The sequence below is a fragment of the Candidatus Amarolinea aalborgensis genome, from assembly GCF_900491745.1.
Lineage (GTDB): Bacteria > Chloroflexota > Anaerolineae > SSC4 > Amarolineaceae > Amarolinea > Amarolinea aalborgensis.
This window is the reverse complement of the sequence record NZ_UETR01000005.1, coordinates 197,030-215,615: the sequence shown is the minus strand read 5'-3', so window position 1 is coordinate 215,615 and position 18,586 is coordinate 197,030. Positions and strand designations below refer to the sequence as shown.

The window sequence follows — 18,586 nt, the reverse complement described above, 5'->3', positions numbered from 1 at the left end:
TCAAGGCCCCCAACTCAAGCGTTCCTGGGTCCAGTCCCAATCGCCGCTGCCGTAGCCGCCATTCAGGTCAAACAGCTTGCGCTGTTCGCTGCCGTCGGTGCGCATTACAAAGACTGCCCAGCCGCCATCGCGGTTGGAGACGAAAGCAATGTAGTTGCCGTCAGGTGACGCCGTCGCCAGACCATCGTTGGCCGGATTGTTGGTGAGGCGCTGCAGCCCACCGCCATCGCCGCCGACCTTGTAGACTTCCCAGTTGCCGTCGCGATTCGACATGAACAACACCTGGGGGCCGAGATTATCGGTGGGAATGTCGCCGGCTTGATCAGTGGCGACGCCTGGATTGTTGCCGTTGGTATCAATCGTCATGATGCCGCAGGTGCGACCGCCATCCCAGTTGTTACAACCGTTGAAGGCCACGCGCCAGCTTCCCAGGATGACGGGATAGCGACCAAATAGTTCTTGCGCGCCGATCTTGATAGGCGACACCTCATGGCGGAATCCAGCGTCCTCTTGGAAATAGAGGCGGTAGCGGCCGTCGCCTTGCGCCGAGGAGTCGTAGATCACGCTGACGCCGGACGGCGACCAGTGTGGATGCGCATCTTCGGGGTGTTCGCTGATCAGGCGTTTGCCGCCGCCGTTGCGGTCGGTGCGCACCAGGTTATCCGCGCCGCCGCCGTCCCCGTTGCCAACCAGTTCACCATTGACGTTGAAGTCGGGTTGGCGCATGTTGGCAATCGTTGGCCCACGACTGCCGGCGCTCACGTTGTAGACGACCGTGTCCATGTGACCGCCATTCCAGGTGGTGTAGGCAAGGCGGCCGCTGAGGCCGGTTGCGCTGCCGCCTGCGCTTGGCGTAGATGTCGCGCCCGGCGGAACGGGCGTTGCGCCTGCGCCTGGCGTCGCGGGCGTTGTGGGGATGGGCGCTGAGGTCGTGCGCATGTCATCCACGTAGATGACGCCTTGGCTGGCCTGGTTATCGGGCACGCCGTCGAGCACGATGGCAGAGAGCCAGGCTGGATAATCGAGCTTCTTATTGTCTGTGCCGCTGATATGCGCCACGGGCCAGGGCGCCTGATCGTCGAACCAGGCTGTCAGCTGCTGCCAGCCCTGGTGTTTGATCTGGCCGAAGGTGTAGGAACGCACCTCGCCGGCGTTGTCCTTGATCCAAACATTCAGGAAATGGCCGGCGCCGTCGCCATAGACCCATGCCGTCAGGCCCGTGGGGCGGCCGGGCAGACTCAAGGCAGGGCGCGCCTCGAACACCACGTAGTTGTCAGTCACAGCCGCAAAATCGTAGGCCAACCTGGCGGCCGACTTGCCCTCTTTGACCTGCTCAGCCGAACGCGTCAGCGTGCCGTAGGGCTGCTGGCCGCGACGCCAGACGACGTCGCGCTCAAAATCGAGCACTACGCCTGGAGGCAGCGGCGCCGCCGTGACTGCCGGGCGGGGCGAAGGCGTCGGCGTAGCGGTCGGCCCGCGCGTGTTTGTGGGCGTTGACGTGGCGCTGGGTTCGGCCGTCGGCGTATCCGATGGCGCCAGGGTGGCCGTTGGCGCCAATGTGGCGGTCGGCGCCAGTGTGCCGGTCGGCGAGACGTTGGCTATGACGGTGGGTGGGGTTTCCGCCGTCGTGGCCGTTGCCAGCGGCGCGGGCGATGGCGACGCCAGGGCCAGCGCCGTAGGGGCTGCTGTAGGCGCAGAGGCCGCGCCGCGGTTGCCTGTCGCCAGCACGCCGCCAACGATCACCACAGCCAGCAGGGCCAGCGCGCCGATGAAGATCGGCAGGCGCGTGCTGCGGCGGGGCGGCGCGCCGGTCGCGGGCGCCGCGGCTGGTGGAACAGGCGCCGCGGCCGCGGGTTCGCTCTCCATGCGGCGGGTGTGCGCCTCGCCGATGAACGTCTGCGCCTGATGAAGAGTCGCCGCCGATTGGACGGTTGTGGCCGCGGCGGCGGCGGTTGCAAGCGCGTCGGGCGGCATGTCCGCCACGGCTGCCGCAAAATCGTCGGCCAGGTAGCCGGCGCGTTGATAGCGATCGGCCGGATTCTTGGCCAGCGCCTTGACTAGAATCGCTTCCAGCCGCGGCGGTAAGTCGGCGCGGGTTTGGCGTAGGGGCGGCGGCGGCTCATGAATGTGCGCGTAGGTCACGGCGTAGGGCGTTGAGCGTGTGAAGGGCAGCTTTCCGCTCAACATGCGGTAGAGAACCACCCCCAGGGCGTAGACGTCGGTGCGGCGGTCCACTTCGGCGCCGGTGGCTTGTTCAGGCGCCATGTATTCGGGCGTGCCAACCACCATGCCGGTGCGGGTGAGCATGGCGCCTTCGGCCGCGCGCACCAGGCCAAAGTCCATCAGCGTCGCATGGCCGTCGGCCGCCAGCATGATGTTGGATGGCTTGATGTCGCGATGAATCATGCCGCGGCTGTGCGCAAAATCGAGCGCGCTGGCGATCTGACGCAAGACCTCGGCCGCTTTGCCCAGCGGCATCGTGCCGTGGTCTTTGAGCCACTGATCGAGCGTCTCGCCTTCGAGGTACTCCATCACCAGGTACTGAAAACCGGCGTGCTCGCCCACGTCATGAATGGTGACCACGTTGGGGTGGTGCAGCTGCGCGGACGCCACGGCCTCGCGGTGGAAGCGGCGCACGAAGTCCTCATCGAAGGCAAACTGCGGCGGCAGCACCTTGATGGCAACGACACGCTGCAGCAGGGTGTCGAAGCCTTCGAAGACCATGCCCATGCCGCCGCGGCCAATTTCACGACGAATCTCATAGCGGCCAAGCCGTTGGCCCACCAGGGATGAACTCATTTGCGTCCCTCAGTAACTCCCAACATGAAAGCGATCCAAAAAACAGCCAGGTTTACGATAACATTCGGGTTGAACTGCGCCTGGATCAAAAATCCAGTCACGGCCGCGATGGCTGCGATGCCGCGCGACTGCGCGGCGCGGTCAGCGGCGGCCATCACGGCGCGCCAGGTTAGCCGGTAGAACGTGGCTATGCTGGCCGCAAACGCCACCAATCCGGCCAGACCGACCGTCATCGCTTGATCTAGCAGGATGTTGTGTGGGTCAGTTACAATAGTCGAATCTGCCCAAGATGTCAATTCTGACGGGTAGTTTGTCATGAAAATGGGGGTAAACGTGGCTGGCCCGTAGCCCAGGAGCCAACGCCGGCCAACCAGGGCAGCGGTTGTGCGCCAAATGATGAGGCGCGTCGCGGTGGAGGCTCGACGCAAGTCCGTGAACGTGGGCGCGGTGGGGGCTGATGATGCCAGCGGCGCCTTGACGAGGCTGACCCGGTTCATCGTCACGAACCAGGCGCTGCCCAGCACGCAGACCAGCAATGCGGCCAGCGCCAGGCGCCGATTGCGCCAGCGATAGGCCAGCAGTCCCAGGCAGAGGGTTGCCGCGGCCACAAAACCGATCCAGGCCCCACGCGCCTGCGTCAAGAGCAGGCAGATCACCGTGAATCCCAGCAGCATCCCATAGCGCCATCGCGTCGCGCCCACGGTCAGGCCAGACAACGGCGCTTCCCAGAGGCGAGCCAGGATGAAGGGGCTGACCAGGGCCAGATACGCGCCCAGGAAGTTGGAACGTCCCAGGGTAGACAAGACGGGTGACACTGCATCAGTTGCCCAGGGCAGTGGGTCAAGGCCCAACGCCTGGATCAAACCATAGAGGGTCACGGGCGCGCTGCCCACAATCAGCGCGGTCACCTGCCGCTCACGCGCATCCACTGTGCGCCAGGACGACAGGAGCAGCAAGGCAAAGAGCGGGCCGGCCGCGAGGACGAGCGCGCCGTGCAAATTGCTGGGCGCGCCCCACAGGCTGCGACCTGGATCCACCGACGCCAGCGTGGCCGCGCCGATCATGCCCAGGTAGACGACGAGCCAGCGCCGCAGTGAGGGGGGAGGCGCCAGCAGCGCCTCTGGCCGGCGCATGCGGATCAACAAGGCCACGCCGCCCATCGCCAGGACGATCAGAAGGAAAAGGGTGATTTTGGCTGGCTCAAAGGCCGCGGCCGCCCAGGGATTGAACCAGAGCGGCAGGAGAACAGCGACCAGCAGCCCGCCCAGGCGTATGAGTGATGGACCGGCGGCGCTGAGCCGCGCAGCAGCTGCCATCAATCGCCATGCGCCCACAGCCAGCGCCACAGGCGGGTGAGCCAGTCACTGAACAAGAGAAAACCGAGCAGCAAGCCCAGGCCTAACATGCTTCCGGTGGCGGCCAGGGCGCGGCTGCCTGGCGCTAACGTGAGCTGCGCGGTGCCGGTGGTCGTTGGCGGCGGCTGGGGGACGTTTGGTGTGGGTGTTGGCACCGACGGAATCGCCCCGGTCGTGGTAAAGACCTCGTCCAGGTAGATGGCGCCGCGGCTGGCCGAGCCATCGGGTACGCCGTCGAGCACGAAGGCAAAGAAGCTCACCGGGTAATCGAGCGCGCCGTTGTCCGGGCCGCTGATGTGACCCGCCGGCCAGGGCGCGGCGTCGTCGAAGTAGGCGGTCATCTGCTGCCAGCCCTGGTGCTGGATGCGACCGAACGAGTAGGCGCGCACTTCGCTCGCCTGGTCCTTGATCCACACGTTCAGAAAATGGCCGGAACCGTCGCCATAGACCCAGGCGGTGAGGCCGGTGGGGCGGCCAGACAAGGCCTTGGCCGGTCGCGCCTCCAAGACGACGTAGTTGTCGGCCACGGCCGCAAAGTCATAGGCCAATTTGCCGCTGCTGGCGCCGCCTTTGGCCTGCTCAGCCGAACGGGTGAACGTTCCGTAGGGCTGCGTGCCCCGCCGCCAGGTCAGGTCCTGTTCAAAGTCGAAGACCAGCCCCGGTCGGGCAGGCTCCGGCGGTTTTGTGGGGGCCTTGGTCGGCGGCAGCGAAGTTTTGGTTGGCGGTACGGGGGTCTTCGTCGGCGGCAGCGGCGTGCTGGTCGCTGGGACCGGCGTATGGGTCGGCGGGATCGGCGTCTTGGTGGGCGCGGCCGCCGCTTGGGTTGGCGTGGATGTCTCGACGACAACGACTTTCAAGGTTGGTATGGCAGTTGCCGCGCTGGTTGGTGTGTCCTTGATGGGTGCGGGCGTATTGGTCGCTTCGCTGCCGTTCTGCGCTGACTTGACTGCCGTTGGCGTTGCGGTCGGGTTCGGGGCGCGTTGCATCATCAGCAGCGCGCCGCCGACCACGGCCACGAGCAGTACGCCCAGGAGGCCGATCAAGATGGGCATCTTGCTGGCGGGACGCGCGGCGGTGGGCGGCTGAGTGCCGGGGCGTGCAGGGCCGGCTGCGACTGTGGGCGGCACAGAGCGTGCGCCTGGGCGCACCGTTGGCCCGACGGAAGGCGGCGGCGTGGGCGGGCGACCAGAAGTCGGCGCGCCGGGCGGGGGGAGCGGTGCGAGCACTGGCGCCTTGCCGCCGATGGCCGCCTCGAAGTCGCGCGCCAGTTGTCCGGCGCTTTGATAGCGATCAGCGGGCTGCTTGGCAATCGCCTTGAGCACCACGGCGTCCAGCGCCGGCGGCAGATCGGGGCGCTGCTGACGCAGCGGGGGCGGCGCTTCATAGACGTGCGCGTGGATCAAGGCAGGCGTCGTGTTGCGTTCGAAGGGCAGCCGCCCCGCCAACAACCGATAGACGACAATGCCGAACGCGTAGATGTCCGCGCGATGATCAACGACCGTCCCCTGCGCCTGTTCTGGCGCCATGTACTCTGGCGTGCCCATGACCGCGCCGGTTTGCGTCAGCGCGGCGCCTTCAGACGCCCGCACCAGGCCGAAGTCCATGAGGGTGACATGCCCCTCGGCCGAGACCATGATGTTGGACGGTTTGATGTCGCGGTGTACAACTCCCCGCTTGTGCGCGAAGTCCAAGGCGTCGGCGACCTGGCGCACAATGCGATTGACCTGGTCCAAACTCAGAGCGCTGCGTTCCAACCAGCGATCGAGCGTCGCGCCTTCGAGGAACTCCATGACGATGAAGTTGATGTCCTCCTGCTCGCCCACGTCATGAATGGTGACGATGTTTGGATGTTTGAGCTGCGCGGCCATCACCGCTTCGCGTTGAAAACGACGCACGAAGCCGGGATCCATCGCCAACTGCGGCGGAAGCACCTTGATCGCCACCGGCCGCTGGAGCATCGGATCAAAGCCGCGATAGACGATGCCCATGCCGCCGCGGCCGATTTCGGCCTGGACTTCATACTTACCGAGGCGTTTGCCAACGAGTGAACCATTCATAGGTCGGGCCTTTGCGCGTGAGCTAGGATGAGAAACAGAACCGTTGTTGCCTGCGAGGAAAGATCACAGTCGCTCTATTATCGGCGAAAATGTGGGAAAGGACAAAAAACCGATGCCGCAGAAATTCTCAAGCAAGATTGACGCCCGCGGCAAGATGTGCTAGAGTTGCCGCCATCCATAGGAATCACGACATGACCAACCCAATCCCAATCTACACCATCGGCTATGGCGCGCGCACCGTGGAAGAGTTGTTGGCGGTGCTGCAAACGCGGCAGATTGCTTTTCTGATTGATATCCGCTCTGCGCCTTACTCGCGCTTCAAGCCGGAATTTTCCAAAGAACCGCTGGCGCGCGCATGTGAGCGGCGTCATATTCGTTATGTGTTCATGGGCGATGTCCTGGGCGGTCGGCCTGTTGATTCCGCCTGCTATACGGATGGCAAGGTGGACTATGACAAAGTCAAACAAACGGCCGCCTATCAGGAGGGCATCGAACGGGTTCGTCGGGCGTTCGAGCAGCAGCGCTGCGTCGCGCTGATGTGCAGCGAGGGACGGCCGGAAGCATGCCATCGCAGCAAACTGATCGGCGAGTCGTTGGCTGGTCTGCATATTCCGGTGCTGCACCTGGACGAGGATGACCAACCGCTGACGCAGGAGGCTGTCATCGCCCGCCTGACCGGCGGTCAACTGACCCTGTTTGGCGCGCCGACCTTCACGTCACGCAAACGGTATGCGGCGGCCGACGCGCAGCCTGCAGATGAAGAAGGCGACACGGATAGCCTGGCGTATGATGAGGATAGCGAATGATCGAACTGATTCGTGTAGGCATCTTGTGAAAGTTCTAATTGTCGCCAAGACGCGGATAGGCAACGGGGCGTGCATCGGCGGAATCAGCTTCGAGGGACAGAGCGTGCGTCTGGTCGCGGCCAATGCGGCCACGAATGAGCAGGCCGGCATGGAGTATGCCGTCGGCGACGTGTGGGAGGTTGAGGCTGCGCCCGCGCGCGAGCTCGTCCCACCCCATACCGAGAACGTGATCGTTCATGAGCGGCGGCGGCTAGGCCCGATGAGCGATCCGCTGCCCTTCATTGAACGATTCATGCCGCCCCGCCCCGGCGGCATCGAAGCCCTCTATGATGGACTGCTCCAAGCCACGCCCGGCGGCGTCCTCTACATCACCGCGCGCACCGGCATTCCACTCTACAGCACCATGTTTTGGCGACCGGCGCAGGCGCTGACACGGGCGGATGACGCCAAACGCATTCGTTATCGTTACCCCACGCCCAATGGCGGCCGCACCCTCACCTTTGTTGGTTTTCAAGAACCGTTGGCCGAGATTTCGGCTGGCGCGGTCGTGCGCGTGTCCCTGGCGCACTGGTGGCGGCCGGAGACCAACCCCGACGTGGAATATCGCTGTTTCTTGCAGCTCTCTGGTTGGTTCCTGCCGCGACGCTTGACCGCAGTGCCTACGCCAGGCTTGCCTTCGGCCGCAGCCGCGCCCATTAGCCCTGACGCAGCGCCGCCTGGCGCCGGGGCGGCGTCGCCGCCCAACCCTGGGGCGCGACCGCTGCGCGCAATCGCCCAGAGATTGGACGTTGATCCACAGGCGTCGCTGCGGCTGCTCAAATCGGTCTTTGGCTACGACAGCTTCCGTCCGCTGCAAGCCGAGATCATCCGCTGCATTGGGCAACGCAAGGATACCCTGGTGGTCATGCCCACCGGCGGCGGCAAATCGCTCTGCTACCAACTGCCCGCCTTGCTTTTCGCCGGTCTGACCGTCGTCGTTTCGCCGCTCATTGCGCTGATGCAAGACCAGGTGGACCAATTGCACGAGCTGGGTGTGCCCGCAGCCTTCCTCAACAGCACCCTGGACTACAGCCGTTATCTTGCCACGACCGCTGCGATCAGGCAGGGCGAGGTCAAACTGCTGTACGTGTCGCCGGAAACGCTGCTGCGGCCAGAGACGTTGCTTTTGCTCGATCAATGCGCCGTGGATTGCCTGACGATTGACGAAGCGCACTGCATTTCCTCGTGGGGGCACGACTTTCGACCGGAGTACCGGCAGCTGTTAGCGGTGCGTCAACGCTATCCGCAGGCGGTGTGTGTGGCGCTGACGGCCACCGCCACCGCACGCGTGCGCGACGACATCCAGACCATCCTGGGCTTTGATCGCGCGCACGAATTTGTCGCCAGCTTCGACCGCCCCAATTTGTACCTGGCCGCCCAACCCCGCATGGACGGCTTGAGACAGGTGTTGGATTTTCTGGCCCAACATGCCGACGAGTCCGGCATCATCTACTGCAGCACGCGGCAGCAGGTGGACACCCTGGCCGCGCAGTTGAATGGACACGGCTATCGGGCCCTACCCTACCATGCCGGACTGGACGATAACACCCGCCGCGAGAACCAGCGCCGCTTCGTGCGTGACGAAATGCCCATCATGGTCGCCACCATCGCTTTTGGCATGGGCATCAACAAGTCAAACGTGCGTTTCATCGTCCACTACAACCTGCCCGAGAACATCGAAAGCTATTACCAGCAGATCGGCCGCGCCGGCCGCGATGGCCTGCGCGCCGACTGCCTGCTGCTCGTCGGCAGACAAGACATCGGCACGATTGCCCGCTTCATCGAACAAGGCGCGGCGTCGGAACGCCCCGGTAAACAGGCGCGCTTGCAGGCCCTGCTCCGTTTCGTGGAATCCTCAGACTGCCGCCGGCTGCCGCTGCTCGACTATTTTGGCGAGGCGGCCGCGCAGCCGACGTGCGCCATGTGCGACCGCTGCCTAAGCCAGGCCGCGCCCGCGGCGCAAACTGATGTGACAGAGGCGGCGCGCAAGTTCCTGGCCGCGGTGGTCCAGACCGGTCAACGCTTTGGGGTGATGCACATCATCCATGTGCTGCGCGGCTCGCAGGCGCAGCCTGTGCTCAACGCTCGCCACCATCAATTGCCCATGTACGGCAGCGGCAAGGATCTCGCCATACCCGAGTGGCGACGCCTGGCGCAGCAGTTCATCACCCAGGGGCTGGCCGCGCAGGACATGCAGTTTGGCTCGCTCGCGCTCACGGCGCTTGGGGATGAGGTGCTCCAGGGACGGCGCGCGGTCAGCGTGGCGCAGGCGGCCGCGTCCATCCAGGCGCCCGCGGCCGCTCCACCGCACGATGAGGTTTTGTTCCAAAAGCTGCGCGAGGTGCGCAGGCGCCTGGCCGACGCAGCGAATTTGCCGCCCTATATCATCTTCTCGGATCGGACCCTGTTGGAGATGGCGACCTATTACCCGCAGTCGGCCGCGCGCCTGTTGGACATCAACGGCGTGGGGCAGGTCAAGCTGCAAAAATACGGAGAGGCGTTTTTGGCGGTGCTGCGCGCGCACTGCACGGAGTTGGGGCTGCCAGAGCAGTCCAGGCCGGCCGACCCACCCGTCGTGGTCAGCAGCATCAACGGCAAGCGGCGTTTCGAAGAGGTGGGCGAGCTGTTCGCGGCCGGGCGCACGATTGCGCAGTTACAAGCCTTGTACGGCGTACAAAAGAGCACCATTCTCAGTCATCTCTACGACTACCTGCGCGCCGGTCATGCGGTTGACCCTGCGCCTGTCCTGGCGGCCTCGAGCCTGGCGCCCGCGCAGCAGGCCCAGGTGATGGAACACCTGGCCATGCTCGGCCCTCAGCGCCTTGCGCCCATCTACGACGCCTGCGGGCAGACGATTCCTTACGAAGAACTGCACCTGCTGCGCGTGGTGTTCCTGGCCGCACAGCAGGCGGACGAACGAGTCAACGCAGCAGAGGCAGGAGAGACTGGCCCCACGGCTCTGCGATGACCGCATCGCCCAAGACGCAGGTGTACAACCATGCTCACGCCTCTGCAGGCAAGTTGCTCATAGGAACTGTGGTTGTCAGGAAGCGAGGAATGGAGTAGAATTGAGCAGTTGAGACGGAAGTTGAATTATCTTCCAGAGGTAACGGTGGATCATGCAAAGCACAGCGACCCTAAACGAAGTGTTTGACCTGGCAAAGCGATTATCGCCGCGCGATAAAATTCGTCTGATCGAACATATGGCCCCCGAGATCGAGCGCGATCTCTTCTTGGCCCCACCCAAACCCCGCAAGTCCCTATGGGGTCTCTGGGCCGACTCAGGTCCAGCACCATCAGCCGAGGAGATTGACCAGGCTCGCCAGGAGGAATGGGGCAACTTCCCGCGAGAGGACATCAGATGATACGCGCTGTCGCCGACACACACACCGTCATTTGGTATCTCTATGCTGATGGTCGTTTGTCTGTCAACGCTCGAAACACCATTGAACGAACCGCCACCAGTGGTGATCAAATCGCGTTTTCTGCGATCACATTGGTAGAAATCGTGTACTTGACAGAGAAAGGACGCATCCAGGCAGACACCTACGCTCGTCTGCCGAGTGCAATCCGCGGTCAGGATGCCGTACTGGTGGTTGTTCCGCTTGACGAAACCGTGGCCGGCTCCCTCCATCTTGTTGCACGTGATCAGGTGCCCGATATGCCGGATCGCATCATTGCTGCCACCGCTTTGACCTTGGGTGTGCCTGTTATCAGCCGAGATAGCAAAATACAATTGTCCAGTGTGAGCACAATCTGGTGATATCCTCACCTCTACTGCAAGCGGGAATAGATTTCGCTTTTCCGCTTAAGAAAAAAGAGCGCAATTCGTGCCCGCTTGCAGTATCGTTGCCTGACATCACGAGACTTCCGGGCAGGCTACGACTCCGGCCGGATGCCGACATCCTTGACGCTTGATTAAATCCCCTCGTCTCCCCCATCGTCGGCGACCTCAGACTCCTCCTCCAGCAGCACCAGGCGCGAGCGCCCGCCGCCTTCATCCGGGCCGACGTAGCCCTTCGCTTCGAGCTGTTCGATCAGCCGCGCCGCGCGGGGATAGCCGATGCGCAGTTGGCGCTGGAGCAACGAAGCGGAGACGCGCTTGCGGCCTTGCAGCGCACCGAGCGCTTCCTGCAGTTCGTTGTCATCCTCACGCTGCTCCAACAAACCTGCCCACGGTCGCGGCGCTTTATGGTCGCCGGGCGGCGCTTGCTTCAGCCAGAAGGCGACCACGCGCTCGGTCTCGCGCTCGCTGACGTAGCAGCCCTGCACGCGGCGCAGCTTGGCGCTGTCAGACAGCATCAGCAGCATGTCGCCGCGACCGAGCAGTTTCTCTGCGCCCGGCGTGTCCAGGATGACGCGCGAATCAATCTGCGTGGTGACGGAAAACGCGATGCGCGCAGGAAAGTTGGCCTTGATCAAGCCGGTGACCACATCCACGCTCGGGCGCTGCGTCGCCAGCACCAGGTGAATGCCGGTGGCGCGCGCCATCTGCGCCAGGCGGCAGATTTGGCGTTCTACGTCATCGGGAGCGCTCATCATCAGGTCAGCCAGTTCATCAATGATGACGACGATCATGGGCAGCGGGGTCATGTCGGAGCGCTTGGCCGCCTTCTCGTTGTAGCTTGCCACGTTGCGCGCGCCCACCTCGGCAAACTTGCGATAGCGATCATCCATCTGCACCGTGGCCCAGGTCAGCATGGCGACGGCGTCCTCCACCTCGGTGACAACCGGCGCCAGCAGGTGCGGGATGCCGTTGTAGATGGGCAGCTCGACCATCTTGGGGTCTACCATCAGGAAGCGCACGGTGTCGGGCGTGTTCTTGTAGAGCAGGCTGGTGATGATGGCGTTGATGCAGACCGACTTGCCTGCGCCGGTGGCGCCCGCAATCAGCAGATGCGGCATTTTGCTCAGGTCAGCGGCCACGGGCGCGCCGCTGACATCCTTGCCCAGCGCGACGGCCAGGTTGCTGCCAATTTTCTGAAATTCAGGGCTTTCGAGCACACCGCGCAGTGTGACCAGCGTGCTGCGTGGATTGGGAACCTCGATGCCCACGTAGGGGCGTCCCGGCACCGGCGCCTCGATACGAATGGATGACGCCGCCAGGGCCAGGGCCAGATCATCGCTCAGGCGCTCGATCTTGCTGACGCGCACCTTGTAGCGCTCGCCGTTGCGCTCGATGAACCCCGGTTCGACGCCGAACTGCGTCACGGTGGGGCCGCGGTTGACGTTGACCACCTTGGCCGGCACATTGAACGCGGCCAGGGTGCGCTCGATCGTGTTTGCCATCTCACGCACAGTCGCTTCGCCGAAGCGTTGTGTGCTGTCCGACGCTAATAGACTGAGCGGCGGCAGCTTCGGTTCAGGCGGGGCGGCCGGGTTGACCACAGCCGGCGGGGACGGCGGCGCAGCACGGGCGGGCATAGCTGGCTTGCGGCCGGGCGCGGCTGGCTCAGCGGCTTTGGCTGGCGCGGCGGCCGCCGGGCGCGGGCTGGGGCGCAGCGGCGCAGCAGTCTCCGCTGCTGACGCTTCTCCACTGGACGCGGCCACGGCGGTTGGGGGCGCGGATCGGGCCGTTGCCTGGACGCCAACTTTGGGAGGAGCGGTTGCGGGCCGTTTGGCTGCTGGTTGGGGTTTGGGCGGAACGGGCAGGGGGTTTTGCTCCCACACGGGCGCTGGGGGCGGCGCGGCCAGTTGGCGGCCGGCGGTGGGATCAAAGCGCGGCGCTTCACCGCGCAGCCAATCGAGCGCGCGCAGCAGGTAGTAAAGCAGCCATTGCCAGATGGGGCGCAGAATGAGATAGCCGCCGGCGCCGGCCATGACAATCAACAGCAGGGCGCTGACGCCCGCACCGACGCTGTCGTGCAGGAGGCTGCTAAGCGCCCATCCCAAGTAGCCGCCGCCGCGACCCGCCTGCGCCCATCGCAGCGGGTCATCCCCGCCCCACCACAGATGCGTCAACGCCAGCAGTCCCGTCAGCAGCAGTTCAACGCCGACGATCATCGGCCAGCGCCAGGTGATCTTGACGAAGCGCTGCACCATCAGCAAGAGGCCGGCGATCATGATCGCCAGGCTCAACGGCACGGCGCCCCAGCCGGACAGTTGGCGCAAGAGAGGCGCCGCGCCCGGCGTTGCCTGCCCCACGCTCAGCAGCGCGACCGCGCCCACCGCCAGGATGACCAGGCCGATCGTCTCGGTTGTCATCGAGTCGGGACTGGGCGGCGGTTGCACAGTTGATTTGGCTGGCGGCGGCGATTGGGTCTTTGGCATGGCGGTCAGGTGTTCCCTTACGTGCGGGTCTGCAGGCGACGCAGGCTCAGCGCCAGGCGACGGCTGGCTGGGTCAATGCTAATGACCCGCGCGGTGACATTGGTATTCTCTTGGACGACATTGCGCGGGTGTAAGAAACTACCCTCGGCCAGCTCAGAGATATGGATCAACCCTTCCAGGCCTTCCTCCAGGCGCACAAACGCGCCGAAGCTGACGACATTGGTCACAACACCTTGCACCAGTTGCCCAATGTGGTAATGCTCTTCCACGCTCGTCCACGGATCGGGCGTCATGCGTTTGAGGCTCAATCCCACGCGATGCTGGTCCTTGTCAATGTCCATGACAAAGACAGAGACGCGCTGCCCCAATTGAAGCACTTCCGACGGATGCCCCACACGGCCCCAGGAGAGTTCAGAAATGTGAATCAAGCCTTCGACGCCGCCCCCCAGATCCACAAAAGCGCCGAAGTGGCAGAGATTGCTCACGGTTCCGGTGCAGCAGTCATTGGGGCGCAGTTGGCTCAGCACATCGGGCGGGCGCTCGTCCTCTTGCCCAATCCGCTCAGACAAGATCAAGCGGTTGCGCGTACGGTCCAACTCGATAATGCGGACGCGAATGGGGTGGCCGACGCGCACGCCCAAGGAAAGCTGACGATTATCGTTGGTATAGGTCAGGCCGATCAGATGAGAGGAAGGGACAAATCCGGTGAGCGAATTGAGCCTGACGAGCAGGCCGCCGCGATTGAAAGCGGTCACCATGAGGTCATAGATCTGATTGTCGGCAAATCCCTTCTCGACCGATTGCCAATCACGTTCCTCGGGGGACAGGTCGGCCAACGGGTCCGGTTCAGCCTCAAGCGCATGGGCGGCTTCGTACGTTGAATGTTGCTCCTCCAACGAGGGCAAGGGCGCATGCAGTGACCGTTGTTCGTAAACGGTGGTTTCCCCCTCGGCTAACAGGGATTCCCAATAGCCGTCCTCCGCCCACGGGGGGGTCTCCTCGTTTGTATGACCTGAACCTGCTTGCTTCGACTGTGAATAACTATTATGACGCCACACCATATCTACTACTCCCGCTGTAATTTCTCTTTTTCCATGTCGGCGAGTGTCCGCGCCACCTCTGTGATGGCTACTCGCTGTTTACGATACAAATCAGACTCGCTCAGCGCCAGGCGCGTGGCGATGTCACGTACACGTTCACCCTGTACAAAACGCATTTCCAGGATATTGTACAAGAGCCATTCTGTCGCCGTCAATTTGCGATCGCCGCCGGGGCGCTGCAGCTCGATCGCGCGCTTGAGTGCGGTGCGCAGGGCGCGGCTGGGGTTGTTGTCGTTTTCGGCCAACAGATCGCCCACGACGCGCAGTTTGAGCAGGGGGCTGGACGTCAATTTTGGTCCGCCCCAGTAATGCGTCAGCGCGTCACGCACCCAGCGTTCAAAGTCTGGCTGCGCCACCAGGCTGGCGTCGTCCAGGGCTGGCAGCGGCGTGGCGCCGGTGTACTGCACGGTGCTCCGCCATGCTTGCATGCGTTCGATTTCGGGGATGATTGTGCGCAGGGCCGCAAAAAGCCCTTGCTGCACCTGGCGATCTTCCAACGCCTTGGCGGCTTGACGCAGGAGCGCATGCACCATGAAGCGCTCCTCGGTCGCCAGGCTTGTCCGCACTGGCTGGGTTGGATCCATGGCCAGGCCCAACCAACCAAGCAGACCAGCCCCATTTTGCTCATGCAGGGGAAAAAGCCAGGTGCCGCCCACGATCAACATCTCGGGCGCCGGCGGTTGACTGCCGTTGCGTGCGCCTTTGTCTGGCTCCACGCGCGCCAGGGCTTCCTCAAAATCACTGCTGTGGACGAAGGCTTCGGCGGCGTCGCGCGGACCAACGACGGCTTCCAGGTGAATTCGTTCGTCAGCCGGCACGGCTGCCACAAAGCCAGCCGGCATGCGCAGCGTCTCGCACAGCGCCACCAAGACATTTTCCAGCACCTGGCGCAGGTCGGTTGAGGTGAGGAGATGACGATCAATCTCGGCCAGCCAGGCTACTTCGGCGCGGTCGCGCCAGTAGATCAGCCGATCAATCAGCGGTTTAGCCAGGTGAATGGCAACCTGAAAGAGGATGATCGTCGCCACGACCGCGGAGACCAACACCATCTCGCGTGGCAAACCCCAGAGTTGTCGGGTGTCCGGTATAGCAATGATCAGGATCACGATCAAGGTGCCCAAGATGGGACCGCGCAGCAAGTAGTACATCAGGCTCTGGCGCACCACGCGATCGGGCGCCAGGACGCCGAAGTAGGCAACGGTATAGGTGAGCACCACGAGCATGAAGTTGATCACCAGGTTGCCTGCGGTGGCCAGGATGAGCACGACGAGCGGCGAAAAGAAGGACGGCGCCGAGATGAGAATCAAGAAGGGAAAGACGCCAAAGCCCGGCGCGGCAAACGCGGCGCCCAGGTAGTTCAGGCGCCGGCGCGCCGCCGGGGTGAGGCAGCGCCGTCGCGCTTCGAACACGTTACGCGCGCCAAAGAGGGCCGTGACGGCAAAGAAAAGGACGTAAACTGGAAAAACAGGGCCGGGCGAAAGATGCGCCACCGGCAGTTTGACGCTGCCATCAGAAACCAGGAGATCGGTGAACACGGCCAGCACGCACAAGAGGGCGCCAATGACATAACTCACGATCACCGTCACAAAACGCCGCCGTGAACGCCAGTTGGTGGTGGAAAGGAGCGCATGCGAGAAATGCAGATAGGCCGCGGGGATGAAGGCAATGCCCAGCCATTGGAAGCGCAGCCAGGGTACAGCCGCGGCCACCGAGGTGACGCGCCCCACAGCGACATCGCCTGCATAAACCACCATGACGCAGGCCAGCAAGGCGGCGAAGGAACGTCCCACATCGCTGAGCAGATTGTGCGTCAGCACATAGATCAGCAGCGAAAACGCCAGGATGACCGTCGCCGACGACAAGATGAGATTGGCAAAAGCAAAAATTTGTGTCCAGTCTATGGCAAACACACTATCTATCTCAAGAATCCACCAAAAAACAAAGCTATATCCAAATTTACAAAGTAACGTTCATTGAATCCACAAAAAGAAAGGCCCAGTTTACGACAGAAACGCACGGCGGGGTCATTCTTGCTCTGCACGGCCAGCATGAGCCGGCGCACCCCACGCTGTGCGCCCCATTCATGCGCGGCGCGCAGCAGCGCCGTGCCAATGCCCTGACGCCGGCTGGGCGCAGCTACCAGCAGGTGATCCACCCAGCCTAACTCGCGGTCGGGCTGCAGGCTCATGACCGTGTAACCGAGAATCTCTTGTCCGTTTTCGGCGACCAACACGCAGTCGCCGCGCTCCCATTGATCGAGCAGCCCTTCGCCCCACGGCGGATAGGAGGCCTTGAGCGGTCGCGGCAGGCGCACCAGGCGCAGCGTCACCGTGATGACGTCTTCTTCTGCGCGTTGATCCACTTGCCAGACGTAAGCGGTCTCGAACGCGCCGCTGATGTGATAACAGCGAGATAGGTCAGCCAGGTTGGCCGGGCGAATGTGCACAGGCAAGTCCGCACCTTTCCATGTGGAATGAGCTGCAACGGTTACTTATTATCGCTGCGCGGCCGCTGAAAATAGGTGGCAGCCGCTTCGGTCCGATTGCTGACGCCGAGCTTCTGGTAGATGTTCTGCAGATGAAACTTGACCGTGTTTTCGCTCAGCATCAGGCGGTCGGCAATTTGCGCATTGGTCATGCCCTGGGAAACCAGGGCGAGAACTTCGTCCTCGCGTTCTGACAGCGTCTGCAGCGTTGGCTCTGACTTGGGCTGCCCGTGACTGACCAACCAGCGGCGGGCGGCGCGTGGAAAGACCAACTGGCCGTGATGAACCTGGCGGATGGCAGCCACTGTCTGCGCCGGCGGTTCGGTTTTCAGGGCGATGCCATCGGCCTCTAGCTCCAGCGCGCTCTGAAATGATTCACCATCGCTGAACGCCGTCAGGATCAGAACCTTCGTCGGCAGATTTTCGCGCCGAATTTGGGCCAGGCACTCCAGGCCGGTCATATCCGGCAACTGAATATCAATCACCGCCACATCGGGTCGCTGTGCGCGCACTTCACTCAGCAGGTCGCGGCCATTCATAGCCGAGCCAACCACATCCATGTCGGCCTCTTGCTTCAGAATGCCGCGCAGCCCTTTCAGCACCAGTTCATGGTCGTCCGCCAGGACGACGCGAATGGGACGGTATCCCGCCTGTTGATCGTAGGCAAGGTTGCTGCCGTTATTGCTCATACAACGGAATCCTCACCTGGATGCGTGTGCCTTGTCCAGGGACGCTGTCAATCTCAAACGCGCCGCCCACCATTTTGACCCGGTCGCGCATGCCGCGCAGGCCAATGTGATGGCCGGCCTTTGCTTCGTTCTCGGCTGACAGGGCCGCCTGGGCGTCGAAACCGGCGCCCTGGTCCGCCACGGTGAGGCACAGACTGCCGTCCTCCATGCCCAGGCGCACGTCGTGGTGACTGACGCCTGCGTGTTTGTGCGCGTTGAACAGGGCTTCCTGCAAAATCCGATAGACGGCAATCTTGATCGGCAGCGGCACCATCGGCAGTGCGGTTTCCACTTCCAGGTCAACCGTGCCGCCCGTCAATTCCTCATGCTGGATGATCAGCCCTTCGACAACAGCCTGTAACTGGCGGCGGGCAAATTCAGGCGGCCGAAACGAGCCGATGAAATTGCGAATTTCGGTGAGCGAACTTTCGAGCAGCCCCGACACGCGCGGCAGGCGCTTCTGCAGCTCGGTGTAGTCTTCCAGTGCCAGGCCAGCGTCATGCTGCGCCAGTTGACTTTGCAGCAGGTTGACCTGGGAGAGCGCAGCAAACATATTTTGCACTGGCCCATCATGAATGTCCAGGATGATGCGCCCAAACTCTTCTTCGTTGATCGTGAGCATGTCGAATGAGGCGGCGCGTGCCTGCTGCCACTGCTGCCGCTGCTGCTGCACGAGCTGCTGCAGGGCGACGGCGTGCGCCGCCAGGCGTGTAATCGCCTCAGCGCCCGCTGGCGTAGCAAAAGCCAGTCGCAACCGTCCCCACGGTTCATCGTCAACCGCCACTGGTGCTTCGCGCCAGATCACAGCGGCCTCGTCCAGGACCGTATCCGCCAGCAAGTCATCCCCGCGCCAAAGCTGCGCCCGCCCGGCGCCGCTCATGGTCGCCACATCGGCCAGCGCGACCTGCCAATCGTCATTTCGTTGCCACCCGCCAGGCACCGCTTCT

At 63.4% G+C, this 18,586-nt stretch carries 12 protein-coding genes; 3 read left to right on the top strand and 9 right to left on the bottom strand.

Features of this window, described 5'->3' with window-relative positions; all coding sequences use genetic code 11:
* Genes ACPQ6D_RS08980 through ACPQ6D_RS08970 form a run of 3 tightly spaced genes read right to left on the bottom strand, consistent with a single transcriptional unit; the run spans position 1 to position 6,211 of the window.
* Positions 1 to 2,799 (bottom strand): protein kinase domain-containing protein, encoded by a 2,799-nt coding sequence (locus tag ACPQ6D_RS08980; protein ID WP_423223977.1) that lies wholly within the window; start codon positions 2,797 to 2,799, stop codon positions 1 to 3.
* Complete coding sequence (locus tag ACPQ6D_RS08975) at positions 2,796 to 4,115, bottom strand: O-antigen ligase family protein (protein WP_423223976.1); 1,320 nt, start codon at positions 4,113 to 4,115, stop codon at positions 2,796 to 2,798. Before ACPQ6D_RS08975 ends, ACPQ6D_RS08980 begins: the two co-directional genes overlap by 4 nt.
* Positions 4,115 to 6,211, bottom strand: coding sequence for a serine/threonine-protein kinase (locus ACPQ6D_RS08970; RefSeq protein WP_423223975.1), 2,097 nt, complete (start codon positions 6,209 to 6,211; stop codon positions 4,115 to 4,117). The genes ACPQ6D_RS08975 and ACPQ6D_RS08970 overlap by 1 nt, the downstream gene beginning before the upstream one ends.
* A gap of 191 nt (positions 6,212 to 6,402) precedes the next feature.
* Here ACPQ6D_RS08970 and ACPQ6D_RS08965 point away from each other — a divergent pair, with 191 nt between their 5' ends.
* The 3 genes from ACPQ6D_RS08965 to ACPQ6D_RS08955 all read left to right on the top strand — a co-directional run bounded on the left by ACPQ6D_RS08965 (position 6,403) and on the right by ACPQ6D_RS08955 (position 10,819).
* Positions 6,403 to 7,017 carry a DUF488 domain-containing protein gene (locus ACPQ6D_RS08965; protein WP_423223974.1) on the top strand — a complete coding sequence of 205 codons (615 nt, stop codon included), beginning with the start codon at positions 6,403 to 6,405 and terminating at the stop codon, positions 7,015 to 7,017.
* A 25-nt stretch (positions 7,018 to 7,042) separates the two neighbouring features.
* Positions 7,043 to 10,024: a DNA helicase RecQ gene (recQ, locus tag ACPQ6D_RS08960; RefSeq protein ID WP_423223973.1), complete on the top strand. Its 2,982-nt coding sequence runs from the start codon at positions 7,043 to 7,045 to the stop codon at positions 10,022 to 10,024.
* A gap of 393 nt (positions 10,025 to 10,417) precedes the next feature.
* Positions 10,418 to 10,819 (top strand): type II toxin-antitoxin system VapC family toxin, encoded by a 402-nt coding sequence (locus ACPQ6D_RS08955; protein WP_423223972.1) that lies wholly within the window; start codon positions 10,418 to 10,420, stop codon positions 10,817 to 10,819.
* 155 nt (positions 10,820 to 10,974) lie between these two features.
* Here ACPQ6D_RS08955 and ACPQ6D_RS08950 read toward each other — a convergent pair whose 3' ends face one another.
* From ACPQ6D_RS08950 to ACPQ6D_RS08925, 6 genes are read right to left on the bottom strand one after another with little or no spacing between them, the layout of a single operon-like run.
* Positions 10,975 to 13,326, bottom strand: coding sequence for an FtsK/SpoIIIE family DNA translocase (locus ACPQ6D_RS08950; RefSeq protein ID WP_423223971.1), 2,352 nt, complete (start codon positions 13,324 to 13,326; stop codon positions 10,975 to 10,977).
* 17 nt (positions 13,327 to 13,343) lie between these two features.
* Positions 13,344 to 14,387 carry a 30S ribosomal protein S1 gene (locus ACPQ6D_RS08945; protein ID WP_423223970.1) on the bottom strand — a complete coding sequence of 348 codons (1,044 nt, stop codon included), beginning with the start codon at positions 14,385 to 14,387 and terminating at the stop codon, positions 13,344 to 13,346.
* Positions 14,388 to 14,392: 5 nt separating this feature from the next.
* Positions 14,393 to 16,336, bottom strand: a complete 1,944-nt coding sequence (locus tag ACPQ6D_RS08940) for a histidine kinase N-terminal 7TM domain-containing protein (protein ID WP_423223969.1) — start codon at positions 16,334 to 16,336, stop codon at positions 14,393 to 14,395.
* 5 nt (positions 16,337 to 16,341) lie between these two features.
* Positions 16,342 to 16,872, bottom strand: coding sequence for a GNAT family N-acetyltransferase (locus ACPQ6D_RS08935; RefSeq protein ID WP_423224132.1), 531 nt, complete (start codon positions 16,870 to 16,872; stop codon positions 16,342 to 16,344).
* A gap of 41 nt (positions 16,873 to 16,913) precedes the next feature.
* Positions 16,914 to 17,600, bottom strand: coding sequence for a response regulator (locus ACPQ6D_RS08930; RefSeq protein WP_423223968.1), 687 nt, complete (start codon positions 17,598 to 17,600; stop codon positions 16,914 to 16,916).
* Positions 17,590 to 18,579 (bottom strand): sensor histidine kinase, encoded by a 990-nt coding sequence (locus ACPQ6D_RS08925; RefSeq protein ID WP_423223967.1) that lies wholly within the window; start codon positions 18,577 to 18,579, stop codon positions 17,590 to 17,592. The genes ACPQ6D_RS08930 and ACPQ6D_RS08925 overlap by 11 nt, the downstream gene beginning before the upstream one ends.
* Positions 18,580 to 18,586 lie beyond the last annotated feature (7 nt).

Bases quoted from the DNA above. Each gene is read 5' to 3' on its own strand.
- ACPQ6D_RS08955 (WP_423223972.1), top strand. From the start codon at position 10,418: ATGATACGCGCTGTCGCCGACACACACACCGTCATTTGGTATCTCTAT.
- ACPQ6D_RS08930 (WP_423223968.1), bottom strand. From the start codon at position 17,600: ATGAGCAATAACGGCAGCAACCTTGCCTACGATCAACAGGCGGGATAC.
- ACPQ6D_RS08965 (WP_423223974.1), top strand. From the start codon at position 6,403: ATGACCAACCCAATCCCAATCTACACCATCGGCTATGGCGCGCGCACC.
- ACPQ6D_RS08970 (WP_423223975.1), bottom strand. From the start codon at position 6,211: ATGAATGGTTCACTCGTTGGCAAACGCCTCGGTAAGTATGAAGTCCAG.
- ACPQ6D_RS08975 (WP_423223976.1), bottom strand. From the start codon at position 4,115: ATGGCAGCTGCTGCGCGGCTCAGCGCCGCCGGTCCATCACTCATACGC.
- ACPQ6D_RS08945 (WP_423223970.1), bottom strand. From the start codon at position 14,387: ATGGTGTGGCGTCATAATAGTTATTCACAGTCGAAGCAAGCAGGTTCA.
- ACPQ6D_RS08980 (WP_423223977.1), bottom strand. From the start codon at position 2,799: ATGAGTTCATCCCTGGTGGGCCAACGGCTTGGCCGCTATGAGATTCGT.
- ACPQ6D_RS08950 (WP_423223971.1), bottom strand. From the start codon at position 13,326: ATGCCAAAGACCCAATCGCCGCCGCCAGCCAAATCAACTGTGCAACCG.